Source organism: Prevotella melaninogenica ATCC 25845, from assembly GCF_000144405.1.
Taxonomy (GTDB): domain Bacteria; phylum Bacteroidota; class Bacteroidia; order Bacteroidales; family Bacteroidaceae; genus Prevotella; species Prevotella melaninogenica.
Genome location: NC_014370.1, coordinates 822,359 through 844,756, shown reverse-complemented (window position 1 = coordinate 844,756; position 22,398 = coordinate 822,359). Strand labels below are relative to the sequence as shown.

General features: G+C 37.9%; 19 protein-coding genes, 1 tRNA gene, 1 other RNA gene and 2 pseudogenes. 8 read left to right on the top strand and 15 right to left on the bottom strand.

The window, feature by feature from the left end:
• The first annotated feature begins 29 nt into the window (after positions 1 to 29).
• The 3 genes from HMPREF0659_RS03285 to HMPREF0659_RS03275 all read left to right on the top strand — a co-directional run bounded on the left by HMPREF0659_RS03285 (position 30) and on the right by HMPREF0659_RS03275 (position 3,061).
• Positions 30 to 1,178 carry a replication initiation protein gene (locus tag HMPREF0659_RS03285; protein ID WP_004360893.1) on the top strand — a complete coding sequence of 383 codons (1,149 nt, stop codon included), beginning with the start codon at positions 30 to 32 and terminating at the stop codon, positions 1,176 to 1,178.
• A gap of 114 nt (positions 1,179 to 1,292) precedes the next feature.
• Entirely contained in the window at positions 1,293 to 2,345 is a 1,053-nt protein-coding gene (locus HMPREF0659_RS03280) for a hypothetical protein (protein ID WP_013264776.1), read from the top strand.
• Between the two features lie 14 nt (positions 2,346 to 2,359).
• The gene (locus HMPREF0659_RS03275; protein ID WP_013264199.1) at positions 2,360 to 3,061 is read left to right on the top strand and encodes a hypothetical protein; all 702 of its coding nucleotides are present in this window, start codon (positions 2,360 to 2,362) and stop codon (positions 3,059 to 3,061) included.
• A gap of 428 nt (positions 3,062 to 3,489) precedes the next feature.
• On the opposite strand, the gene HMPREF0659_RS03270 is transcribed toward HMPREF0659_RS03275, so the two are convergent.
• From HMPREF0659_RS03270 to HMPREF0659_RS03225, 10 genes are all read right to left on the bottom strand, one after another.
• A complete protein-coding gene (locus tag HMPREF0659_RS03270; RefSeq protein WP_013264205.1) occupies positions 3,490 to 4,032 on the bottom strand; it encodes a 5-formyltetrahydrofolate cyclo-ligase in 543 nt (180 codons plus the stop codon).
• Positions 4,029 to 5,708, bottom strand: coding sequence for a S41 family peptidase (locus tag HMPREF0659_RS03265; protein WP_044045848.1), 1,680 nt, complete (start codon positions 5,706 to 5,708; stop codon positions 4,029 to 4,031). The genes HMPREF0659_RS03270 and HMPREF0659_RS03265 overlap by 4 nt, the downstream gene beginning before the upstream one ends.
• 158 nt (positions 5,709 to 5,866) lie before the next feature.
• Positions 5,867 to 6,367, bottom strand: a complete 501-nt coding sequence (locus tag HMPREF0659_RS03260) for a dCMP deaminase family protein (protein ID WP_013264379.1) — start codon at positions 6,365 to 6,367, stop codon at positions 5,867 to 5,869.
• Between the two features lie 85 nt (positions 6,368 to 6,452).
• Positions 6,453 to 8,540 carry a M3 family metallopeptidase gene (locus HMPREF0659_RS03255; RefSeq protein WP_013263820.1) on the bottom strand — a complete coding sequence of 696 codons (2,088 nt, stop codon included), beginning with the start codon at positions 8,538 to 8,540 and terminating at the stop codon, positions 6,453 to 6,455.
• 492 nt (positions 8,541 to 9,032) lie between these two features.
• Positions 9,033 to 9,698 (bottom strand): Crp/Fnr family transcriptional regulator, encoded by a 666-nt coding sequence (locus HMPREF0659_RS03250; protein WP_044045973.1) that lies wholly within the window; start codon positions 9,696 to 9,698, stop codon positions 9,033 to 9,035.
• A gap of 53 nt (positions 9,699 to 9,751) precedes the next feature.
• Complete coding sequence (locus tag HMPREF0659_RS03245; protein ID WP_013264117.1) at positions 9,752 to 10,768, bottom strand: FAD:protein FMN transferase; 1,017 nt, start codon at positions 10,766 to 10,768, stop codon at positions 9,752 to 9,754.
• Positions 10,769 to 10,918: 150 nt separating this feature from the next.
• On the bottom strand, positions 10,919 to 11,611 hold the full coding sequence (locus HMPREF0659_RS03240) for a DUF6048 family protein (protein ID WP_044045972.1): 693 nt from the start codon (positions 11,609 to 11,611) through the stop codon (positions 10,919 to 10,921).
• Positions 11,565 to 12,068, bottom strand: a complete 504-nt coding sequence (locus HMPREF0659_RS03235; RefSeq protein WP_044045847.1) for a DUF6452 family protein — start codon at positions 12,066 to 12,068, stop codon at positions 11,565 to 11,567. Before HMPREF0659_RS03235 ends, HMPREF0659_RS03240 begins: the two co-directional genes overlap by 47 nt.
• A gap of 142 nt (positions 12,069 to 12,210) precedes the next feature.
• The gene (locus HMPREF0659_RS03230; RefSeq protein ID WP_036923687.1) at positions 12,211 to 13,164 is read right to left on the bottom strand and encodes a glycosyltransferase family 2 protein; all 954 of its coding nucleotides are present in this window, start codon (positions 13,162 to 13,164) and stop codon (positions 12,211 to 12,213) included.
• A gap of 52 nt (positions 13,165 to 13,216) precedes the next feature.
• Positions 13,217 to 13,756: a DUF4199 domain-containing protein gene (locus tag HMPREF0659_RS03225; RefSeq protein WP_013264616.1), complete on the bottom strand. Its 540-nt coding sequence runs from the start codon at positions 13,754 to 13,756 to the stop codon at positions 13,217 to 13,219.
• A gap of 158 nt (positions 13,757 to 13,914) precedes the next feature.
• On the opposite strand from HMPREF0659_RS03225, the gene ffs reads away from it, so the two are divergent.
• Positions 13,915 to 14,011, top strand: an RNA gene (gene ffs / locus HMPREF0659_RS12255) — signal recognition particle sRNA small type.
• A gap of 4 nt (positions 14,012 to 14,015) precedes the next feature.
• A tRNA-Thr gene (locus HMPREF0659_RS03215) sits at positions 14,016 to 14,089 on the top strand.
• A gap of 194 nt (positions 14,090 to 14,283) precedes the next feature.
• Here the strand turns inward: HMPREF0659_RS03215 and HMPREF0659_RS03210 are convergent.
• Positions 14,284 to 14,484 (bottom strand): hypothetical protein, encoded by a 201-nt coding sequence (locus HMPREF0659_RS03210; RefSeq protein WP_013263873.1) that lies wholly within the window; start codon positions 14,482 to 14,484, stop codon positions 14,284 to 14,286.
• 125 nt (positions 14,485 to 14,609) lie between these two features.
• Positions 14,610 to 15,299, bottom strand: a complete 690-nt coding sequence (locus HMPREF0659_RS03205) for an HAD family hydrolase (protein ID WP_013265007.1) — start codon at positions 15,297 to 15,299, stop codon at positions 14,610 to 14,612.
• A gap of 500 nt (positions 15,300 to 15,799) precedes the next feature.
• Here HMPREF0659_RS03205 and nrdD point away from each other — a divergent pair, with 500 nt between their 5' ends.
• Positions 15,800 to 17,959 (top strand): anaerobic ribonucleoside-triphosphate reductase, encoded by a 2,160-nt coding sequence (gene nrdD, locus HMPREF0659_RS03200; protein ID WP_013264821.1) that lies wholly within the window; start codon positions 15,800 to 15,802, stop codon positions 17,957 to 17,959.
• Positions 17,960 to 18,223: 264 nt separating this feature from the next.
• Here nrdD and HMPREF0659_RS03195 read toward each other — a convergent pair whose 3' ends face one another.
• Positions 18,224 to 18,667, bottom strand: a complete 444-nt coding sequence (locus HMPREF0659_RS03195) for a hypothetical protein (protein ID WP_044045845.1) — start codon at positions 18,665 to 18,667, stop codon at positions 18,224 to 18,226.
• Positions 18,668 to 18,869: 202 nt separating this feature from the next.
• Here HMPREF0659_RS03195 and HMPREF0659_RS03190 point away from each other — a divergent pair.
• Positions 18,870 to 19,887: pseudogene (locus tag HMPREF0659_RS03190) on the top strand (IS4 family transposase); the annotation flags it as partial.
• A 310-nt stretch (positions 19,888 to 20,197) separates the two neighbouring features.
• Here HMPREF0659_RS03190 and HMPREF0659_RS03185 read toward each other — a convergent pair.
• Positions 20,198 to 20,974 (bottom strand): ABC transporter permease, encoded by a 777-nt coding sequence (locus HMPREF0659_RS03185; protein ID WP_013264619.1) that lies wholly within the window; start codon positions 20,972 to 20,974, stop codon positions 20,198 to 20,200.
• On the bottom strand, positions 20,971 to 21,873 hold the full coding sequence (locus HMPREF0659_RS03180) for an ABC transporter ATP-binding protein (protein ID WP_013263868.1): 903 nt from the start codon (positions 21,871 to 21,873) through the stop codon (positions 20,971 to 20,973). The genes HMPREF0659_RS03185 and HMPREF0659_RS03180 overlap by 4 nt, the downstream gene beginning before the upstream one ends.
• A gap of 156 nt (positions 21,874 to 22,029) precedes the next feature.
• Between HMPREF0659_RS03180 and HMPREF0659_RS12600 the strand changes: the two are divergent.
• Positions 22,030 to 22,304: pseudogene (locus tag HMPREF0659_RS12600) on the top strand (RNA-binding protein); the annotation flags it as partial.
• Between the last annotated feature and the right edge of the window lie 94 nt (positions 22,305 to 22,398).

The window sequence follows — 22,398 nt, the reverse complement described above, 5'->3', positions numbered from 1 at the left end:
AAAATACATGATAAGCTAAGACAACTGATATGACAACAGATAAAACAGCCATTAGAAAGGTTACTCGTAAACGTGGAGCAAAAGCACAAAAAGCACCGTTGAAAAGTCGTACTATCTCGAATGACCTTATCCCTATAGAAGAAGAAACATGGCTTCTTCAGCCTATCGCTGTGACGATGATGCGTCATGATTATTCGCTCATTCAGGTGAGGATTCTGGTGTCTATTGTTGAGAGTTTGCAATCTATCTTACATGGTATTTTAAATAACAAACGAGGATTTCAGCTCGACTTATTCCACACTGATGAGTTGGATGAGGACGGACGTATGCCTATAAAACTGCCTTTCAAAGAATTAGGTGTCGACCCAAATCACTATCCTCAGTTGAGAAATTCACTGAAGATGCTTGCTTCTATTCCTGTAGAAATACCCTATAAGACAGCTGAAGGAAGAAAGTACACCAAGGCAACCAACCTTTGTGACGTATATATTCCAGAGGATCGCTCTTATAACAAATATGCTATTTTGAAGCTTGATCATAGTGTTGCAGAGCGTCTTGTATCGTTAGACTTCGGTTATCATCGCTTAGGCAAACAGATTGTCTTTGCATGTAAAAACCGCTACACCCAGCGTATCTATATGTTTATAGAGTCATGGGTGGACAAAGGTCGTACTGTTATTAAGACTTTGGAGTTCCGAAAGATGCTTCGTTTGGAGAACAACTATAAGAAGTTCTCAGACTTCTGTCGTCGTGTTCTTGACCCTGCCATGCAGGAATTAAAGGAGCTTGCAGAGAAAGGTTTCTGTGATTGTCACTTTGAGTATGAGAAGAAGTATGACCATGGCCAGCGTGGTGGTGAGCCAGATGAGCTTATCTTCATCATACACCGCACTAAGGATAAGATGAATGTACAATTGCAGGAAATGACACAGAACCAGCGTCGACAGTTCCAACAATACCTTGTACAATACTTTGACTTCACACCAGTAAATGCGCAAGCAATGGCTGATCGTATTACAGCCGAAACCTACCAGGAGGCTGTACAGAAGCTAATGAGCCTACGCGATCGTTTTGCAAAAACATTCGTTAAGGACAAAGCTGCCTATACTTTCAAGAGTCTTGATGAAATGTTGAAGTCGAAGGAAGTTCCCAACACCATAGTAGAGGAAGTGGAATAACATATAGGAACTTTCCCTTACGGAATAGGAATTTACCTATTGGATATTTGAAACCAAACGACTACTTTTGCAATAGAGAAATAACATAAGTAGTCATTCTTAAAGGTTACAGATATGAAAAAGAATATTTTATATACATTCGCATTAGGTTGTTTAAGCCTTTCACTTTCTTCATGTGGTGCATACCTCTCTGCAGGGGGTGGATATGGTAGTCCTGTTTCTGTATATGACGATGGATATAATGTTGGATACAGCAGTACATACGGCAGAATTGGATATGAAGAGGCGCGACGACAGGCACTCTTCTTGTCAGACAAGATGGCGTATGAACTTGGATTGAGCGATGCACAGTATCAGGCTGTGTATGAGATAAATCTTGATTATCTCCTTAATATGCAGGGCGAACGTTCACTCTATGGAGACTATTGGACACGTCGTAACAGCGATTTGTTCTATGTATTGAATGCTCGCCAATATAACTATTACATAGGTGAAGATTACTTCTACCGTCCAGTTTATTGGTACAATAATGATTATGCTTATCGCGTTTACAATCGTTACCGCGACCGCAATTATTATTACCGTTCACGCCCAGCAGAATACTACACCTATCGTGGCGGAAGAAACAGATACAATGACAGCTATTATGCAGGACGCTTCGGTGCACGACGCAATCCACCTACGGTAACCAACCGTACAAGAACGAATCAAGAGGTTTATCAGAATGGTGGCTCATGGAATACTCCTCAGCAGAATAATGGCTATAGCAGCTTTGGTAATGCAAGGAGAGAGAATATGAATACAGCGCCAAGTAGGTCTTATAACGAGCAATTTGGGGGAGCAAGACCACAGTCTGAAAGACAGACTTATCAACCTCAACAGCAGCAGTATTCTGTTCCTCCACAGCCATCAGGTAGCAGATCTTCATTTGGAAGTGCTTCTCGTTCATCAGCACCAAGTGCTCCAATGAACTCTAATCAGTCTTCATTTGGCGGTGCTTCTCGCTCATCAGCACCAAGTGCTCCAATGAATTCTAATCAGTCTTCATTTGGTAATGCATCTCGCTCATCAGCACCAAGTGTTCCAATGAATTCGAATCAGTCATCATCGGGTTCAACCCGTTCAGATGCACCAACGAATAATAGTCGATTTGGTGGACATAGATAGTAGAAAAATAATATATGAGAATAACGGAAATAAACCGCTCAAGAGTAGCCTCTGTAATGGTCAGGGGCTACTTTCATGCTTTCTTCTCGGGACTGGCTGATGCCTTGTATCCAGGGAAGAAAAGGTTAGAACCAAAGGAATACAAGCAATTATTGGTTAACAATTTTGATAATCTTTCAGGTCATTTTGTATCTGTACTCTTTCCTGTCCTTATCCGTCTGAACTACTCAGACCTTGATACTGTGGCAGAAGATATGAAGCGACGTCATTTCTCAGAGACAACTTCTGCAAAGATTTTATTGCGTTATGCCTGTGGGAGTAAGGAGTTATATGACCTTGTAACAGCCGAATATCAAAAACAGATGTTTGCTCTGCTTGACGGACATTTACAGTCTGCTGAAGACTATTTTGCTGATTGCCCTACTTTAGCACATGAAAACAACGTACCTGTTTCACTGGCTATCCGCTCTATCGTTCGTGTACAAATGCAAGCCTATGCAGCTGGAGTAACACAAGCAAAGACAGAGATTAATGGATTGCACCAGGCAACTGTATACCGCTTGATGATTGCTGGAATGATGACACTTCTGCATGAAGAGCCTGTAAAGTTTGAAGAGGAGAATTTGGAAATGATGTTCAGAAAGGTATCATTAAACTCTGATAACTTTGAACATCTCATGAATGAAATGAACCAAGCATACGAAGGCTTGGTTTAATACAAATATTTTCGAAACAAAGACTTTAGAGAAGTAGCACTGAAACACTGTATCATCTGTCACCATAAAGCAGCTATACAACCTCACTTTTACGGCTTTTAAGGTTAGAATTTCTTTTACATTTTATTCTACAAAGCCTGTTAGAAGACGATATAAAACGGCTTTCTTTAACACACCTGTAACCAATTGTAATTCAATATCTTACAATACGGCATAAGAAAAGATGCTTAGTTGGCTTTCAAAAGAGCGTTAGTTAGACCTCAAAAGGGCACCTTTTACAATACAATTAGTGCTTAATTGGAATCCAATTAAGCACTAACTACTTTTATTGCAAGAATATTTTTTGACATTATCTATTAATTCTAAAGATACAATACACTATCTTTTTGACTTATAGTAAAGTGATTTTTCCACAGATTCTCATAATCTTAGTAGATACATTCATCAACCTTTATATCTGTCTCTTCAGTTGGTATGTTTGGAAGGAACTGAAAAGGAAAACAGATACCAACCTTATATGCATTTGTGAGCAAAGGAAGAAAACGGTCATAATAACCTTTTCCACGTCCAAGACGATTCCGTTCCTTATCAAAAGCCATGCCTGGAATGAGCGCAAATTCTATAGAAGAGAAATCCGTAAAAGCTTCACCTATAGGCTCAAGTATTCCATAACTACTCGTTTCAAAGGAATTTGGATTACGATAGAGTCGAAGTTCCATTTCGGTATCACTGATGACAACAGGAAGAAGAATAGTCATTCCTTCATTATGAAGTTGCTTGATGAGGTCATGTGTATAGACCTCATCAGGCAGCGAATTATACAGAAAAACTGTCTTAGCACTTTGAAGGCGTGGGTGATTGAGTACTCGCTGTATAAGTGGACGTGACTCCTTTATCAATTCTTCTGTAGAAAACTGTTTCTTACGTGTCCTCACTTCTTTCCGTAAGGAGTTTTTATCAAACTGTATCATCGGCGTAGAGGGGTTGTTTTACGTAGGGAATCAGAATGCTTCAGAGCCTTCTGCTTTGGTTTAAGCAAAAGTAGAGAAGGCATATGGAACACTCTGATAGCCTCTTTTACAGTTGCATCGTCACGGTTCACATACTCTATCCAAGCCTGTTCATCAAGTATATTATAAATGATGCGACTGTTAAGATAATCCTGCAGAAGTGAGTGTGAACGCATAATCATGAGATTACGTCTGCGCAATCCGTTCTTTTCTGCAAAGTTAACGAAGTCACCTACAAGGTTCTGATGCTCCAAGTAGTTTGCCAATGGTTTCATTTCCCCAAAGCTACTGAGTTTCTTTCTGTTACTATCAGTATAATTGAAAGCATACTGAAGGATAAGTCCACTCATCACAGCTTCCTTATAATAAGAAGTTACCTTTGATGTATCCTCTGGTACAAAGATGTCTGGCGTAATACCACCGCCACCATATACGGTACGTCCGTTTACTGTATGATAAGCTGGTCCCTCATGTTTTATACTATCCTGAGAGAAGAACTCACCATGCTGATAACGTGTGAGAATATCATTTTCATAGTCAGCATTATCACCAGGCTTGAATGGCTTTTGGATACAACGTCCTGAAGGAGTATAATAACGTGCTATCGTCAATCGAATCAAACTGCCATCATTAAACTGAATTTGCTGCTGTACCAATCCCTTACCAAAGGAACGACGACCAACAATCGTTGCACGATCGTTATCTTGCATAGCACCAGCGAAGATCTCTGCAGCAGAAGCCGAACCCTCATTGATAAGTACAACCATTGGAATATGCTGATAGCTTCCCTTACCATCACTACGATAATTAACACGAGGACTCTTTCTACCTTGTGTATATACAATCAGACGATTCTTTGGAAGGAACTCATTAGCCATCTGTACAGCAGACTCCAAGATACCACCTCCATTATCACGAAGGTCAATAACCAAGTGATCTGCACCCCGAATATTGAGAGTTTGCAAAGCTGCTAACATCTCCGCATAAGTTCTTTCACCAAAACTCTTGATACGAATATAACCTGTTGTATCATTAAGCATATATGCAGCAGAGACACTCTTCACAGCAATATCACCACGTGTTACCGTGAACATCTTTACTCCCTTTTCACCATATCGCTTAACACCAATCTTTACCTTCGAATCCTTTGGACCCTTAAGGCGGTGCATAGCTTCCTCATTTGTAACATCTTTACCAACAAACGATTTACCATTGATACTAACAACCTTGTCACCTGCTAACAAACCAGCCTTATCTGCGGGTCCATCCTTGATAACATTCTGTATACGCAATGTATCTTGACGAATAGTAAATTCAATTCCAACACCTGAGAAAGAGCCCTTCAAGTCATCCGTAGCCAGCTGCACATCCTTTGCACTGATATAGACAGAATGTGGGTCAAGCTCTGACAGAATCTCAGGAATAGCCTTATCAACAAGTTCATCGATATTAACAGAATCAACATACTGATCATCGATGATATGCAACAGATTACTAAGTCGACTACTACCACTATTAATGATATTTAGACGATTACCTGAGAAATGATTGGCATAGAAAGTACCAATAAGAATACCGACGACAACACATAGTGCCATCAGTAACGGCATGAAATGATTGTTTTTACTCTGATTCATAAAAGCCTAACCCCCACTCTTCCAGATAAGATGAAAGCACCAAGAGGGATTCGATAAATACTTGTTATACTTTGTTTTATTAACAGTGGGGATAACTATATTAGGTATGAGACCTATTTGATTATACTCCAACAGTTTACTCAAATTCTTATTCTTGTTTATAAAGACGCTGAAGAAGAACTACTGCCATCCTCAAGACTTTTATACTCTACTTCAACTCCAGCTCTTGTCAGCAAATCTATACCGTCAGTAAGACGATACTTCTCGGCATAAACAACTCGTCGAATACCTGCCTGAATAATGAGCTTTGCACATTCAATACAAGGAGAAGCTGTTACGTAAAGCGTTGAACCTTCACTATTATTACCACTTCGGGCAAGTTTCGTAATAGCATTGGCTTCAGCGTGGAGGACGTATGGCTTTGTTACGCCAGATTCATCCTCACATATATTTTCAAAACCACTCGGTGTACCGTTATAGCCATCGCTAATAATCATCTTATCCTTCACAACCAAGGCACCTACCTGACGTCGTTTGCAATAAGAATTCTCAGCCCAAATACGTGCCATACGAAGGTAACGATAGTCAACAGCAGCCTTACCTCTTCCCTCTACAGAAGAAGATGCTGATGAGTGTTTTGATATATGTTCGTTATTCATTCTATTGATAGATTTTATAAATAAACATGGAAACAAACAGCAAAATAGCCATTATCCTTTATCTATTATCCGATTTTCAAAACTATTACTGCCCTTTCGTAAGTCCATCTCTCGCTTTCAACGCATCAATAGTTGGCTCTTGTCCACGGAAACGTTTGTAGAGAATCATAGGATGTTCTGTACCACCACGTGAGAGAATATTATCTCGGAAACGCTGTGCAGTAGCTTGATTAAAGATTCCTTCTTTCTTAAATACACTGAAAGCATCAGCATCAAGGACCTCTGCCCACTTATAGCTATAATAGCCAGCAGCATAACCTCCTGCCATAATATGAGAGAATTGTACAGTCATACATGTATCCATACGTTGCTCATCAATAATTGCTGGTGCCCATGCTTTCTTCTCAAAGGAGATGATATCCTCAGTGAACTCTTCTTTGTGTGTGTAATAAGCCATATCTAAGAGACCGAAACTTACCTGTCTCAAACATGCTGTTGCAGCTCCATAATTACGGCTGGCTATTACCTTTTCTATCAACTCATCGGGCATTGGTTCACCTGTCTGATAATGAAAAGCAAAGGTACGGAGGAATTCTTTCTCAACAGCAAAGTTCTCCATAAACTGAGAAGGAAGTTCTACAAAGTCCCACCAAACATTGGTTCCTGATAGACTCTCGAAACGTGTGTTAGCAAATATACCGTGAAGCGAATGACCAAACTCATGCAAGAAGGTCTCAACCTCACCTAATCTTAACAATGCAGGCTTATCCTCTGTAGGCTTAGAGAAGTTCATAACAAGAGAGGCATGTGGGCGTATATTTGTACCATCACGCTCAATCCACTGACCTTGGAACTCTGTCATCCATGCTCCATCACGCTTTCCTTTACGTGGGTGGAAGTCAACATAGAGTACAGCCAAATAGCTACCATCCTTGTCGTAAACCTCAAACGGTTTTACATCTGGATGATAAACAGGTATATCCTTGTTCTCTTTGAAGGTAATACCATAAAGACGTGTAGCCAAGCCAAAGACACCCTTGATTACATTGCCTAACTCCAAATAAGGACGAAGCATCTCGGGATCAAGGTCGTATTTCTTCTTCTTCAGCAACTGACTATAATAAGCTAAGTCCCATGGCTCCATCTTAAAAGCTGCGCCCTCTTCTTCCTTAGCTAAAGCTTCTACTTCTTCACGCTCCTCAATAGCCTTTGGTTTATAAGCCTCAATAAGGTCATTCAGAAGTTTATACACATTCTCAACCTTCGTAGCCATGCGATGTTTCATCACATAATCAGCAAAGGTATTATAACCAAGAAGTTGCGCCATCTCCCTACGAAGATTTATCAGACGCTTACAAAGTTCAAGGTTGTTTGTGTCGTTATCTTTTATACAGAGCGTGTTGCGAGCCATATAGAGGTCTTTACGCAGATCACGCTGAGTACTATACATCATAAAAGGACCATAACTTGGGGCATCCAAAGTAAATACCCAGCCATCTAATCCATGCTCTTTTGCAGCTTCATGTGCCGCTTCACGTGCTGTATTTGGAAGTCCATCAAGCTGTTGCTCATCAGTAATGTGCAGAGTATATGCTTTATTCTCCTTCAAAACATTCTGTGAGAACTGCAGTGATAGCATAGAGGCTTCCTCAGTAAGCTTGCGCAAACGGTCCTTTCCTGCTTCATCCAACAAGGCACCACTACGCACGAATCCTTCATAACTTTTCTCCAACAGACAGTTTTCCTCTGGTGTCAACTCTCCATGATGTTCATAAACATACTTGACACGTTCGAAAATCTTAGGATTTAAACTAACATCATTACCGTGCTTAGTGAGGATAGGACTCATCTTCTGTGCCAAAGCATCCATTTCATCATTTGTTTCAGCACTGAGCATATTAAAGAATACACTCTCCACACGACTCAGAAGATCATAGTAATGCTTACGTCCTTTAACCTCATCCTCTGGTATAATTGTATTCTCAAAGGTTGGTTCATCAGGATTATTAATAATCTTCTCAATCTGTTCGTCCTCACGGCGAATACCTTCCATCATTGCCTCTTCATAATCAGCAAGAGTAATACGGTTGAAAGGTACCGTGTAATGCGGTGTATCATAAGGTAGGAAGAAAGGATTTATACGCTCTTTCTCCCCTGTTATATTATCTATCATTTCTTTTTCTACTTTCTCTTAATTTAATTTACAAAGATAACTCAAAAAAAGGAAATATACTACATAAAGAGGTGGAATTTAACGCAATTTTGTTTCTATATTACATGTAGAGTAATAAGTCTCTACAACTTAAACCCAAATTGACTCATTAGAAACAAATCTGATTCTGTTTTTGTCTGTCTTTGTAACGAAGGCATAGCGAGCTACGTCATATTTACAAAGACAATACAAGATGCCGACAAGATGATGAAAAACATTAAGAAATAATAAGCTGATTAACGCTCAACACGATTGGTGTTTACCATCAGCACGAGAGGTGCTAAGCCCCAGCACCATATGTGCTAATCATCAACACGTGTAAAAAAGGGAGTAAAAGAAACTCATTGTTACACTTAAACAATAAGGAATTAATAACTAATTAATATAGAAAAAAGTAACTGAATTGTACTAATATCAAATTAAATATTAGTAAAAGAATATAAGAGAAACCATCTATCCTCTTAAGGTTTCCAACTGCGGAATAGTAATGATTCCCCTACTCATTGTTAACAGCCCATCACGTTGTAAAGCATTGAGCATACGAGAGATATTAAGACGACTTTGATGTAACTCTTGAGCAAGGTCTTCCATCGTTATCCTTAACACTTTACGACCTGCTTGTGTAAGACAGCGAAGACGTAAAAAATTAACAAACTGCTGGCGTATGTCACTGGGCTGTTGCCTCCATGGGATATGACTCATTCGCTGTGCTTGCATAGAAATACTATTGAGAAGATTAAGGCGGAAAATAAGATAATTATCAAGTAGACGTAACACCTCTGACTTATCCAACGAAAGCAGACTACAATCTGTCTGCGCTATAAAATCCTTTGTATAGCGTTGCATAAGTCCGAAGAAGTGTTCGGGCTGAATAACTGCTGGTGCCGACAATTCTTCCTCTATTCGATAACGATGGTTGTCAGCATGACTTATCACACGAAGTGTACCATTCATTAGAAAGAATAGCTGTGTACATTTATCATCCATGCTTACAAGCGGTTTGTCTGCAATAAGTTTATGAAAGCCAAACTTTGTTTGTCCTACGATATCTGACAATTCATTCGTACTAATACCGATGAAAAGTGGCAGTTCGAGAAGTTTATCGTAGAGTTGGAGCATAGTAATAAAAAACATATATAGCCGCCTTCTCAAGAGAGAAAGCGGCTATACTTTTATTTAACAACTTTTCCTTTCATTGAAGGGCTATACCATACTTGCAAATTACCTTTCGCATCAGAATAGATGAAGTAAGCCATCAACTCTGGATGACGTTCGAGTAATTTACGTGCTTTCTCGATACCCATCACCATAAACGAAGTGGCATAAGCATCAGCTGTAGCACAGTTTTTAGCTAAGACAGTTGCAGAAAGGAGTGAATGCTGTACAGGATATCCAGTCTTTGGATCAATGGTATGAGCATATTTCTTTCCACCTTTATAATAGAAATTACGGTAGTTACCACTCGTTGCCATAGCCTTATCCGTAACATTCAATACCGTCTGTATCTCTTGATTAACCTTCACGCTATCATCCGTTGGCTTTGTAACACCAATCTTCCAAGGCAGACGCTGTTCACTATTACCCATCGTAACAATCTCACCACCAATCTCCACCATAAAGTTTTTAATACCATTACGACGTAAGAAACGAGCAACAATATCAGAGCCATAGCCCTTAGCAATTGCAGAACAATCAAGCATAACACGCTTATCTGTCTTCTGAATTGTGTTACCAACAAGCTTCACCTTATGATATCCTACAACTTGATGCAAGCTATCTATAGCCTGCTTAGAAGGATGCTGACCAGTCTTAAAACCAAAGCCCCACATATTTACCATTGGAGCAACTGTGATATCAAAAGCGCCATCAGTCTCTTTAGAAATAGACTCAGCGAGTGTAAACACTTCACGAAACATTTCATTCACCTTCACTGGTTTGTTTTGATTAATCTGTGATATCAACGAATTAGCTTCAAAAGTAGAGAAGGTCTGATTTACCTTCTTCAATTCTGCTTCTATCTGCGGCTGAAGATCTTCATTGCTTTGATAGGTAATATTATAAACTGTACCAAAGATAAATCCCTTGTTATGCTGATATGGCATTGAACGCTGACAACGAACAATAGCTATTGAACCAATTATCAACACAAGAAGAAAAGGAATTTGCCAATATAGTTTTTTCTTATTCATATAATGTTTTTATTTATTAAGAGTTAAGAGAAAGTTAGACTTAGAAGGGAATAACTTTTACAGTTAGGACGCACAAGCAGTACGTCCATTAGTAAAAACTATTAGAGAAACTAACAACAAGTTCTCTCTAACTTCTAAATAACTATCTCATTATAGTTCAAAAAGTACATTAAAGGTGGCACCAAGCTGTGATGACCCACCACAACCATAACCAGGAACATACCAAGCTTCACCTATTTCTCCCATCTTATGAGCTACACGGAGTTTATAACGAACACTCCAACCCATACGAATAGGGCCTAAAATCTTTGCATCAACACTACCAACGAGTTCTGCCCAAAGTTGACTTCCCTTATTACCAAGAGCACCATAAGAGGATTGTGTTCCCCAAATAGGGTCAGCAAGTCCTGGACTAAGAACATCATACTTAAACGAAGTGTAGCCTACTCTACCACCCACCATGAAGCGATAATCGTCATGCTTATTCTTAAGCATATTAAAGTCGCAGCCCACTCGTCCATAAGGTGCACTCGTCTTAAAGTTCGTTCCTGTTGTTTCATCGGCTTTATCAGCCTGTCCCACACCAACTTCAACTATAGGAAAATATCTATCCTTGAGATTTACTCGTAGCAAAGCTTCATACTGACCGTATGATGCAAGCCAACGCATAGCAGGTCCAACAAGATCTACACCCACTGCTGCCCCCCTAAAGAAAGGAATGCTATCCTCCTTTACCTTTGGCAAGAATGACCGGCGTTGTGCATTAGCTGTAGTTGGGCACAACAGGAATAATGCATTAAGGATTAGTAAAAGTGATAAGTATATGTTCTTTCGTACCATCATAATCAACATTAGGATTACTGATTTCAACCTGACTCACACGTGTGCCCTTTGCTGATACGGCAGTAAGGGTATGAAAGAATGCTGGCGAACAGTCAACACTCTCAAAATGACTAATATTTGTCTTTGACACTGTAACAGTATCAACTGTTGTTACACCTGCCTTACTTGTGAACACAAAGCGTAACTTGTCACTATCGCCACTATAGCTCATGGGCAAACTGAATTTTGTCGTGTTAACCTGTTTATTCAACAAAATCGTATCTGTTTTGTTCTGACGTATTGCCGAGATAGTAAGTGTATCGTGCAAAGTATCGCCCTGTACAACATAATTAGCCCATACACCATTGGTTACAGGACAATCAATGTCAGAACAAGAACTCATCCAAATTACTCCTCCAAAGAGAAGAGTAATCAAGAGAGTTTTACTTACTATATGTTTAATCTTGCTATAGTTCATTTCCTATTGAATTATATAAATAAGTAACATCAGTTGATAAGAGTTTTCAAACTTATTCTCACAGCTCTCCATTAAGTATGGCATATAAAAAGAGACTGTTGCTGTAATCATCTATCAAAAACTACAGAAAGAGGGATTTCTCTTACATTTCTTTCTCTATCTGATAGTCATTTCTGCGTGGATTACTGCGACTGATAAGGTCGCCAATAAAGCCAGCAAGGAAAAGCTGTGTACCCAATACCATCGCAACAAGAGCGATAAAGAAGGATGCATGATCAGAAAGTAGGTCGCCATATACACCATTAACAAGCATAATAACCTTTTCTACAATCAGCCAAAGGAATGCTATAAAGCCAATGAAGAACATAAACGAGCCCATCAAACCAAAGACATGCATTGGCTTCTTACCAAAGTTGGTGAGAAACCAGAGTGTCAATAGGTCAAGATAACCATTGAAGAAACGATTAATTCCAAACTTTGATTTACCATACTTACGTGCTTGATGTTGTACAACCTTCTCACCTATACGTACGAAGCCTGCTTCTTTTGCAAGATAAGGGATATAACGGTGCATCTCACCATATACTTCAATATTCTTCACAACATCACGGCGATAGGCTTTCAAGCCGCAATTAAAGTCATGCAAATTATGTACACCACTAATCTTACGTGCCGTGGCATTGAAAAGTTTTGTTGGTATAGTCTTTGTCAATGGGTCATAACGTTTCTGCTTATAACCACTGACAAGGTCGTACTTCTCCTCCATTATCATACGATAAAGTTCTGGTATCTCGTCAGGAGAATCCTGCAAGTCAGCATCCATCGTAATAACAACATCACCTTGAGCAGCATTAAAGCCACAGTAGAGCGCAGGACTCTTACCATAGTTACGACGGAACTTTATCGCATGAACATGTTCCTCATCTTTATGATGTAAATCCTCAATGACATCCCAGCTCCTATCTTTAGAGCCGTCATTGATAAATATTATTTCATACGTGAAGCCATTAGCGTTCATCACGCGCTGAATCCACGCGTGTAATTCTGGTAAACTTTCTTCCTCATTGTAAAGAGGAATAATTACTGATATATCCATATTCTGTATTAGGAGTTTTCTATTAGAAATGAGGAGTTTATTAAGTTTAAATTTAAGATATCTGTCTCTTGCCTTTCTTAGACATAATAGCTGCAATAAATAGAGAGCATAAGCCACCTAACATTACGGCAGTAACAAAAGTGCTTGAGGCTAACGAGTAGGGTTGAAAAGCCTCTGGCAACGCTGTAATAAACTGGTCATATGGAACACCTATAGCTGCGAGAGTGCTTTTCCCCTCATTACTGGAATAGAGATTAGTAACCATCATGAGTAATTTCCCATTATCAAGATAGTGCATATAAAGCCATTGCAGCAAGCTAAAGATAATTGCAGCATTAAAGAAAACACGTACACAATAAAAAAGACTACGACGAAAAGATATAACTCCATTACGTCCCTCCTCACGAAAAATCTTCAATCGATAAGCAACAAAGAAAGGAGTTGAAATAGAGAGTAAAAAACTAAATTGTGCCAAAACCGGCAGAATGGTTATACCCAACAAGCATGCGAAACTTGCTGCCCAAATGATAGCAAGATAAATACCATCATAACGAGTATAAGCTGTCAGCTGTTTAAAATCTTCATAAATCATGATACAAAAGTACGGAATATTTATTATAAATAATGTAGTACACTGCCAAATTTATGTTTTTTTGTTAAAAACAGAAAAAGTTTTGATTTCTCTTTGCCAGAAATAAATAATTTATGTATCTTTGCACCCGCTTTAACAGCAATGGTAAAGTAGAAGACGGGCAAGTCTCTTACGACCAGCTCCCTTTGAACCCCCCAGGACGGGAACGTAGCAAGGGCAGAAGGTTGTAGCGGTGCGATAGGAATCGCTTGTCCACCCCGCCTCTTTAGCTCAGTTGGCCAGAGCACGTGATTTGTAATCTCGGGGTCGTTGGTTCGAATCCGACAAGAGGCTCAAATTAATAGAATGACTAAGAACACAGAAGAAGGTATGTCGTGAGGCATACCTTTTTTGCATTATATGGCATCAGAAAAGTTTCTGATAACCTAATTGGAAGATCTAAAAAAATAAGACGTCCCACAGAAACCCTAAATTATCAGGACTATATTTTATCTTGGAATTACATTGTCAAGCAGGAGAAAGCCCCCCTACTCCCAAATCTTCGCGGCGAGTTTGACAAATTCGACCTTACCATCAATGTAATCTGCAAAATATTCTGCTGCTGGTACACCATCAGGAAGATTACATGAGCCACAACCGCCACACGAAGGTGCTTTACAATGGAAACGTTCTTGAATAAACTCAATTCGCTCTTCTCGGTCTGAATATTCTATTTGTGGTGCTAACATCTAACTTACTATTTGTTTAAAAAGTATTTTATCTCCTTATAATAATCGATTTGCAAACTTACACAAAATATTCGATATATAATGAAATAATTACAAAAGTTTCAGCAAGTAAAAGCAAAACAAGTTTACAAGACTTGCTTCAACTGTGTAAAATACTCCAACTTTAACAAATGAGGGTGTTCATACTCCTCTACAACTTCATGCTGCCATGTTGTATGAAAAGGAATATGAGCCGCCCAACCACCAAGTTTTAATACGGGTTCTATATCCGAACGAAAAGAATTACCCACCATCAATAACTGCTCAACATTAATAGAAAACCTCTCACACAATTGGTAATAAGATGCCTCTGTCTTATCTGAGACAACTATAATATCATCAAAATATGGCTTTAAGCCTGAACGATGAAACTTATTTTCTTGATCAAGCAGTTCACCTTTTGTAAAGACAACTAAATGGTATTCTCCTCTCTCACGTAAAACCTTCAAAGTTTCTTCAACTCCATCCATTGGCTTGCCTGGTAATTGGAGAAGTTCTTTACCTAATTTTATAATCTTCTCAACCTCATCTGCTTTTAACCTTCCCCCACTTACCTCTATCGCATTCTCCAATAAAGATAATAAGAAAGCCTTACTCCCATAACCTAAAAGTGGCATATTTGCTGTTTCAACAGCAAAAAGAGCTTTAGAAATTTCATCGGCTGAGGCGTATGACTTTAATAGCTCACAATACTCTTTCTCTACCGCCTCAAAATAAGTTTGACACTCCCACAGAGTATCATCTGCATCAAAGGCTATTAATGATATATCTTTCATAACTTTATTGTTTCCACCTGCAAAATTACATTATTTATATGTGTAACACAAATAACAGCCACGAAATAATCTCTATATTTAACTAACTACCTTAAAGGATGTAAGCGTCATTCTAAAAAAATCATTATAGACTTAACTTAAATAGGTTCTCCATAAAATTCAAATAATTATTTTCTTAAACTTTAGGATACATCCTTCAAAAAAAAATTCTTCGAAATGAAATAAACATCAATCCCTTTTGCCACCAAGAGTCCAAGCGAAAAAGTACAGGAAATTAGTAATTTATCCAATATTTTTTAGTCCAAATATTTTTTGCTGAATGAATAGTTTTATATAAATTTGCAACAGAAAGTTTATCAAAATGGAAAACTTTTGAAGAAGAAAAAATAAAAAAGTTATCCAAAACAGACAACTTTCACAAGAAAACAGTGTATTAAAATTACACCTTCTGATAGACAGTAACAACAAAGTTATAAACACCTAAAAAGATAAAATGAGCAATGGAAATGAAGAACTTTACAATCACAAAACGTGATGGGTCAAAGGATCGGTTCTCCCTCGACAAAATTATGAATGCTATTCTCAAGGCATTCGAAAGCGTCAATGAACCTACTGATTTGGGTACTTTATCAAAAATCATCGCTAACTTGAATATTCAAAACGACATCAAGGTAGAAGACATCCAGAATCAGGTTGAGTTGGCACTTATGAAAGAAGGCTATTATCAAGTAGCAAAAAGTTTCATCGTCTATCGTCAGCAACACACAGAAGACCGTGAAACTCTTGAAAAAATGAAGTTTCTTTCTGACTATTGTGTTGCATCAAATGCAGCTACGGGGTCAAAATTTGATGCCAATGCAAATGTTGAACATAAGAACATTGCAACACTTATTGGCGAACTTCCTAAGCAAGGATTTATTCGTCTCAATCGCAGACTACTTGTTGATCGTATTAAGAAGATGTATGGTAAGGACTTGGCTGATGAGTACATTGACCTTCTAAACCACCATTTTATATATAAGAATGACGAGACAAACCTCGCCAACTATTGTGCATCCATCACGATGTACCCTTGGCTTATTGGTGGTACAAATTCAATTGGTGGCAATTCGACAGCGCCAACAAATCTGAAAAGTTTCTGTGGTGGCTTTATTAATATGGTATTCATGGTGTCATCTATGCTCGCTGGAGCTTGCGCTACGCCAGAATTCTTGATGTACATGAACTACTTTATCCAAAAGGAATATGGTAAAGACTACTGGGAGCGTGCTGATGAAATTGTTGATCTTAGCCTAAGAAAGCGTACCATTGACAAGGTAATTACTGATTATTTTGAGCAAATAGTCTATTCACTCAACCAGCCTACAGGTGCCCGCAATTATCAAGCAGTATTCTGGAACATTTCTTATTATGACCGCCCATACTTCGAGTCACTCTTCGGAAACTTCTATTTCCCAGATGGATCACAGCCAGATTGGGAGAGTCTTTCGTGGTTACAGAAACGCTTTATGACTTGGTTTAACCAAGAGCGTCTAAAGACTGTTCTCACCTTCCCTGTAGAAACAATGGCTTTATTAGCAGAGAATGGTGATTGCAAGGATAAGGAATGGGGTGACTTTGCCGCTAAGATGTATTCTGAGGGACATAGTTTCTTCACATATATGAGTGATAATGCTGATTCACTCAGTTCATGCTGCCGTCTGCGTAATGAGATTCAAGATAACGGCTTCTCCTATACACTCGGTGCTGGTGGTGTCTCAACTGGATCAAAGAGTGTATTGACAATCAACCTCAATCGCTGTATTCAGTTTGCAGTCAACAACAACCTTGATTACAAGGAGTATCTGACACATATTATCGAGTTGTGTCATAAGGTACAATTAGCATACAATGAGAACCTCAAGGAGTTACTGCGCAATCACATGCTCCCACTCTTTGATGCTGGATACATCAACATTGATCGCCAGTATCTCACTATTGGTATCAATGGTCTTGTAGAAGCAGCAGAATTCATGGGACTTGACATCACACCGAATGAGGAGTATAAGAAGTTTGTACAGACTGTACTTGGATTGATAGAAACACAGAATAAGGCCTTCCGTACAAAGGAAGCTATGTTCAACTGCGAGATGATTCCTGCTGAAAATGTAGGTGTAAAGCATGCTAAATGGGATTCAGAAGATGGGTATTTTGTTCCACGCAGCTGCTATAACAGCTATTTCTATCGCGTTGAGGACAACTCGTTGACGATTCTTGACAAGTTCAAACTGCACGGAGCACCTTATATAGAACATCTAACTGGTGGTTCTGCACTTCACATGAACCTCGAAGAGCACCTCTCTGAGCCACAGTATCGTCAGTTGTTGCGTGTCGCTGCACAAGAAGGTTGCAACTACTTCACATTCAACATTCCAAATACCGTCTGCAACGACTGCGGCCACATAGACAAACGTTATATGCACGAATGTCCACATTGCCATTCTAAGAATGTTGATTATCTCACTCGCATCATTGGTTACATGAAACGTGTTAGCAACTTCTCTGTACCTCGCCAGGAGGAAGCACACCGCCGTTTCTATGCAGGAGAAGATAAATATACAGTTAATACAACAAATGAGAAGTTATGTAAAGAAACGGTTACTGAAACCAAGAACGCATAACAGACATTATTGTAAAAACGCTTTAACTTACTAATAGGGTTGACAGACTTCACGTCTAACACCTTAAAATCATTTACGGACACGCGCTTATGTGTGTCCGTATTTGTTTGTATTCCTCTTCATAGATTTCATACTGCAACATTCAAAAATAAATCCAGGTATCCACAAAACCACTTATTTGACACACAACACTATTATAAAAAGTTCACCCTACTACCAATAAAGTAACTAATCTTTTATTTTGGTGTCCTCGGATTTGGAGCATTACTCTTGAGACCTAAAAAGAGCTATTCCACATTTATAATCATCGATTTTACTGAGGTCCATCCAATCTGCTTCAGATTCATGCAACGAATGGAATGTAAGTACACATGACTCTCTTTGTATGGTTAATATAATCTCATATCCACATTTCATTTCTTTAAGTATATTCTCCAGTCTATCTGCAAAAATAAAAGCATTTGATACAATATCCTTACGACAAAAATCCTCAATGTGGACATTATTGAGAAAACATTCATACGCCGTCATATCATCAAACAAATCTAATGTTATATGTGGATTATTGACATAAAAACGTTTAAAGAAAATACATTGTCCATTAACAGTGATTCCTTCTTTTAAAAGATCTGCAAGCCCTTTGGACAGCCTATTTGAAATAGGCTGTCTTTTCAGAAAGATCATCATTTTTTTATTAAATACTATCATTCTCGAAGATATTTTTATCCTTTTTTATGACACGTTTGACATCTTTGTTCTCGAGTCATTAGTGTCCCGTTAAAATCGGGACATTAATGATATACTAAAGTTTCCCACCCTAATAAAAAGAAAGATAACAGTTTGTCGAATTTTCTTTGTAAATTAGTAATCGCTAAACAACTGATTTTAAAAACAAGACAACAAAACTATTATGGAAGCTAAAATAAAGAAAATAAGTGAGTTATTCAAACTTTTGAGTGTTAAAACTCGAATGAGTGATGATTTATTTCATCTTTTTGGCAAGTTTGACATTGGTCACTTGTTATCTCGCCTGTCATTGGAGAAACATGACGGAGTTTCGGCTTCGGAATTAATCCTTTCTCTTTGCCTCTTCCGCATTGTCGGTGAGAGCATCCACCGCATATGCAAGCATAAGATATATGAGCTTTCAAATCATGGTAAAAACTGTTTCTATCGCATGATGATTCGCCCACAGATGGATTGGAGACGTTTGATGAACCACTTTGCCCCGCGTTATATGTGCCTTTTACGTAAGTATAGCGAAGCTCCTCAATCCAATACCACGACATGTTTCATTATAGATGACACAGTGCTTGAGAAGAGTGGCGTGAGAATGGAGGGTATCAGTCGTGTTTACGACCATGTAAAAGGTAGGTGCGTATTGGGCTACAAACTGCTACTTTGTGCATTCTTTGACGGCAAGACAACCATACCCTTTGATTTTTCACTGCATCAGGAAAAAGGGAAACAAGGCGACTGTGGGTTGACAAAACAGCAATATAGAAAGGCATATCATATTAAGAGGAATACTGGCAACCCCGATTATAAGTGCTTTCAAGAGTGTAAGATGTCTAAGATGGAAGTTGCCATGGATATGCTTCGCCGTGGATGGAAGATGGGCTTGCATGCGAAGTATGTGATTACCGATAGTTGGTTCACCTGCGAGCAACTTATGACATGTGTTAGAAGCATAGGTAAAGGGGCAATGCACATTGTTGGACTTGCAAAAATGGGAAAGACAAAATACACCGTATCAGGCAGGAAGAAAAATGCGGCAGAACTCATTGCCACCTATGAACGCGAACGAGGAAAGAACTGTCGTAAGTATAAATGTCGATATATTCAACTCAACGGACACTTAGGAGATATACCTGTAAGAATCTTCCTTATCAACTATGGCAGGAACTCCCGCATGGAACGTCCTGCTATTCCACCTTTCAAATTTGCTTGTTCACTTTTACCTAAAGAAGTAATAACGTCTTTCTTTAGTACTAATTTCTGTAATTTTTTCATAAATTTAAGTTATTATATTATTATCACCCTAATATTACGCTAGGGGCCACGTTTTGTTTTAAGTATAAATCTGATGACTCTAAAGTTGAATTTGTTCAGAATGTCAATATTAATAAGATTCACTAGTGTAGTAATGAACTGCTCTTTTTAAGTGCTAATTTCTGTAACTTCTCCAAAATCTTGTTTATTAATTAATTATTTGATTTTTTTACCGAAGGGTATCTTTTATTTTTTCCTTATAAATACAAAAAATGAAATAATGATAAAGAATAACACACAGGATATGTTTAAGTATTCGCCTTTCGAAAAGTCTATTATCCCACTATAAAAACCATAGTTTAATCTCCACACTGTACCATAGGGTATAAGATAGATATAATCTTTATTTTGAGCAATAACCCCAAAGATCGTCATGAAACCAGCAAACCCGATAGGTAAAACAAAACTCTTAAAGATCAAACTAAGATAATATTGCATAATTGAAACAGCAGAAAGTGCTATAAACAAATATGAGAAATAAAAAGCTGTTAGGTTATTAACATTATAACTGGAGAATTCATATCCAGGTAATAACTTATCCAGAGCAAAACCAGACAGAAGGAAAGCAAGATAACCTATGAGGAAAGAAATAAAATTAATCTCTAAAAGGAAGACCATTTTGCTCGAATAAATTGTCAGCTTGCTAATTGGTCTTGTAAAAAGAAGTCTAAATCCATAATTCTTATATTCTACATCGCATAAAGAATAACTCAAAATGGCTGCAAGAATTGGATAAAGCAGAGCATAGAAGTCGAAGATGTATCTACCCAATACCCATACCCAAGGATTATAATCAAAAGTTATTGTTGGATTATTGACAGCATCAGCATGTTTAAACAAAACATATATATCAATGCATAAAGTCATGAACAAAGGAAATAACAAGAAGAGCCAAATGGCAATATTAAATCTTAATTTATAGTGTTCACTTTTAAGAATAGTAAAGAACGATATAGGTTTCATAAGTCGGTTTTTATTAGATGAAGGAATACAGACTCCAAATTTTCTTGGTATGTATCTGCAAATAAAATTTGAATGTGGTTTTGTTGCATTAATTTTTTAAAACTGTCAAAGGAACCATCTTGCTCTATTTCTATAATAAGCGTTCCATCAGAGATCCTTTTTGTGGGAATCAAGTGTTCTTTACATATCTTCATGCATCGTTCCGGTTGGTCCGTATGTATTAAATAAGATTGCTTTTTCTGATTGAGTAGACTATTAATTTCTCCTTGAAACAATAATCTTTTATTATTTAATATTCCGATGTGTGTGCATATTTTCTCCATTTCAGCTAAGATATGTCCTGAAATGAAAATAGTTTTTCCTTTACTTTTAAGTTTGAGCATTAGCTCTCTCATTTCAAAAACACCTTGAGGATCTAGTCCATTGAGTGGTTCGTCAAGAATGAGTAATTTAGGATTATGAAACATTGCCATCGCAATTCCCAAGCGTTGTTTCATTCCTGTAGAATATTTTCTAACTTTTTTGTCTTTATCTTTAGTCAAATTCACAAGCTCTAGAACCTCTTGAATGCGTTTTTGTCCACAATGATATAGTATATCCAAATAGTTTAGATTCTCATAGGCACTCAAATCTGCATAGAAGAATGGATGTTCAATCAAGCATCCTATATTTTGAAGGATATGCAATCTGTTGGAATGAAATTCTTTTTTATTGAAAAATACCGTATTTATTTTAGTTTGCTCCAATCCTAAAAGTATCTTTATCGTTGTTGATTTACCCTCTCCATTCTTGCCTAAGTATCCATAAATGGAACCTTCTGGAATCTTCAAGTTAATGTCTTCTAATACAGAATGATTTCTGTAGTTAAAAGTGAGATGGTTAGTTTCAAGTATATTCATAATCAACACTTTCTTTTAAAATTATTCGTATTTAAATGATTTAACTAAAGTTTCCCACCCAAATAAATAGATAGAAAAATAACAGTTTGTCGAATTTTCTTTGTAAATTAGTAATCGCTAAACAACTGATTTTAAAGACAAGACAACAAAACTATTATGGAAGCAAAAATAAAGAAAATAAATGAGTTATCCAAACGTTTGAGTGTTAAAACCCGAATGAGTGATGATTTATTTCATCTTTTTGGCAAGTTTGGCATCAGTCACTTGTTATCTCGCCTTTCATTATAGATGACACCATGCTTGGGGAGAATAGCGTGAGAATGCAGGGTATTAGTCGTGTTTTCAATCATGTAAGAGGCAGATGTATATTGGGCTACAAACTGCTACTTCGTGCATCCTTTAACAGCAAGACAACCATACCCTTTGTTTTTTTTATCACTCCAGTCCAATTTGACAACTTATAGCTAAGTGAAAAGTACTCCATCCCATTGGTGTTAGTAGTTCGCACCAATGGTGCTTACCAAC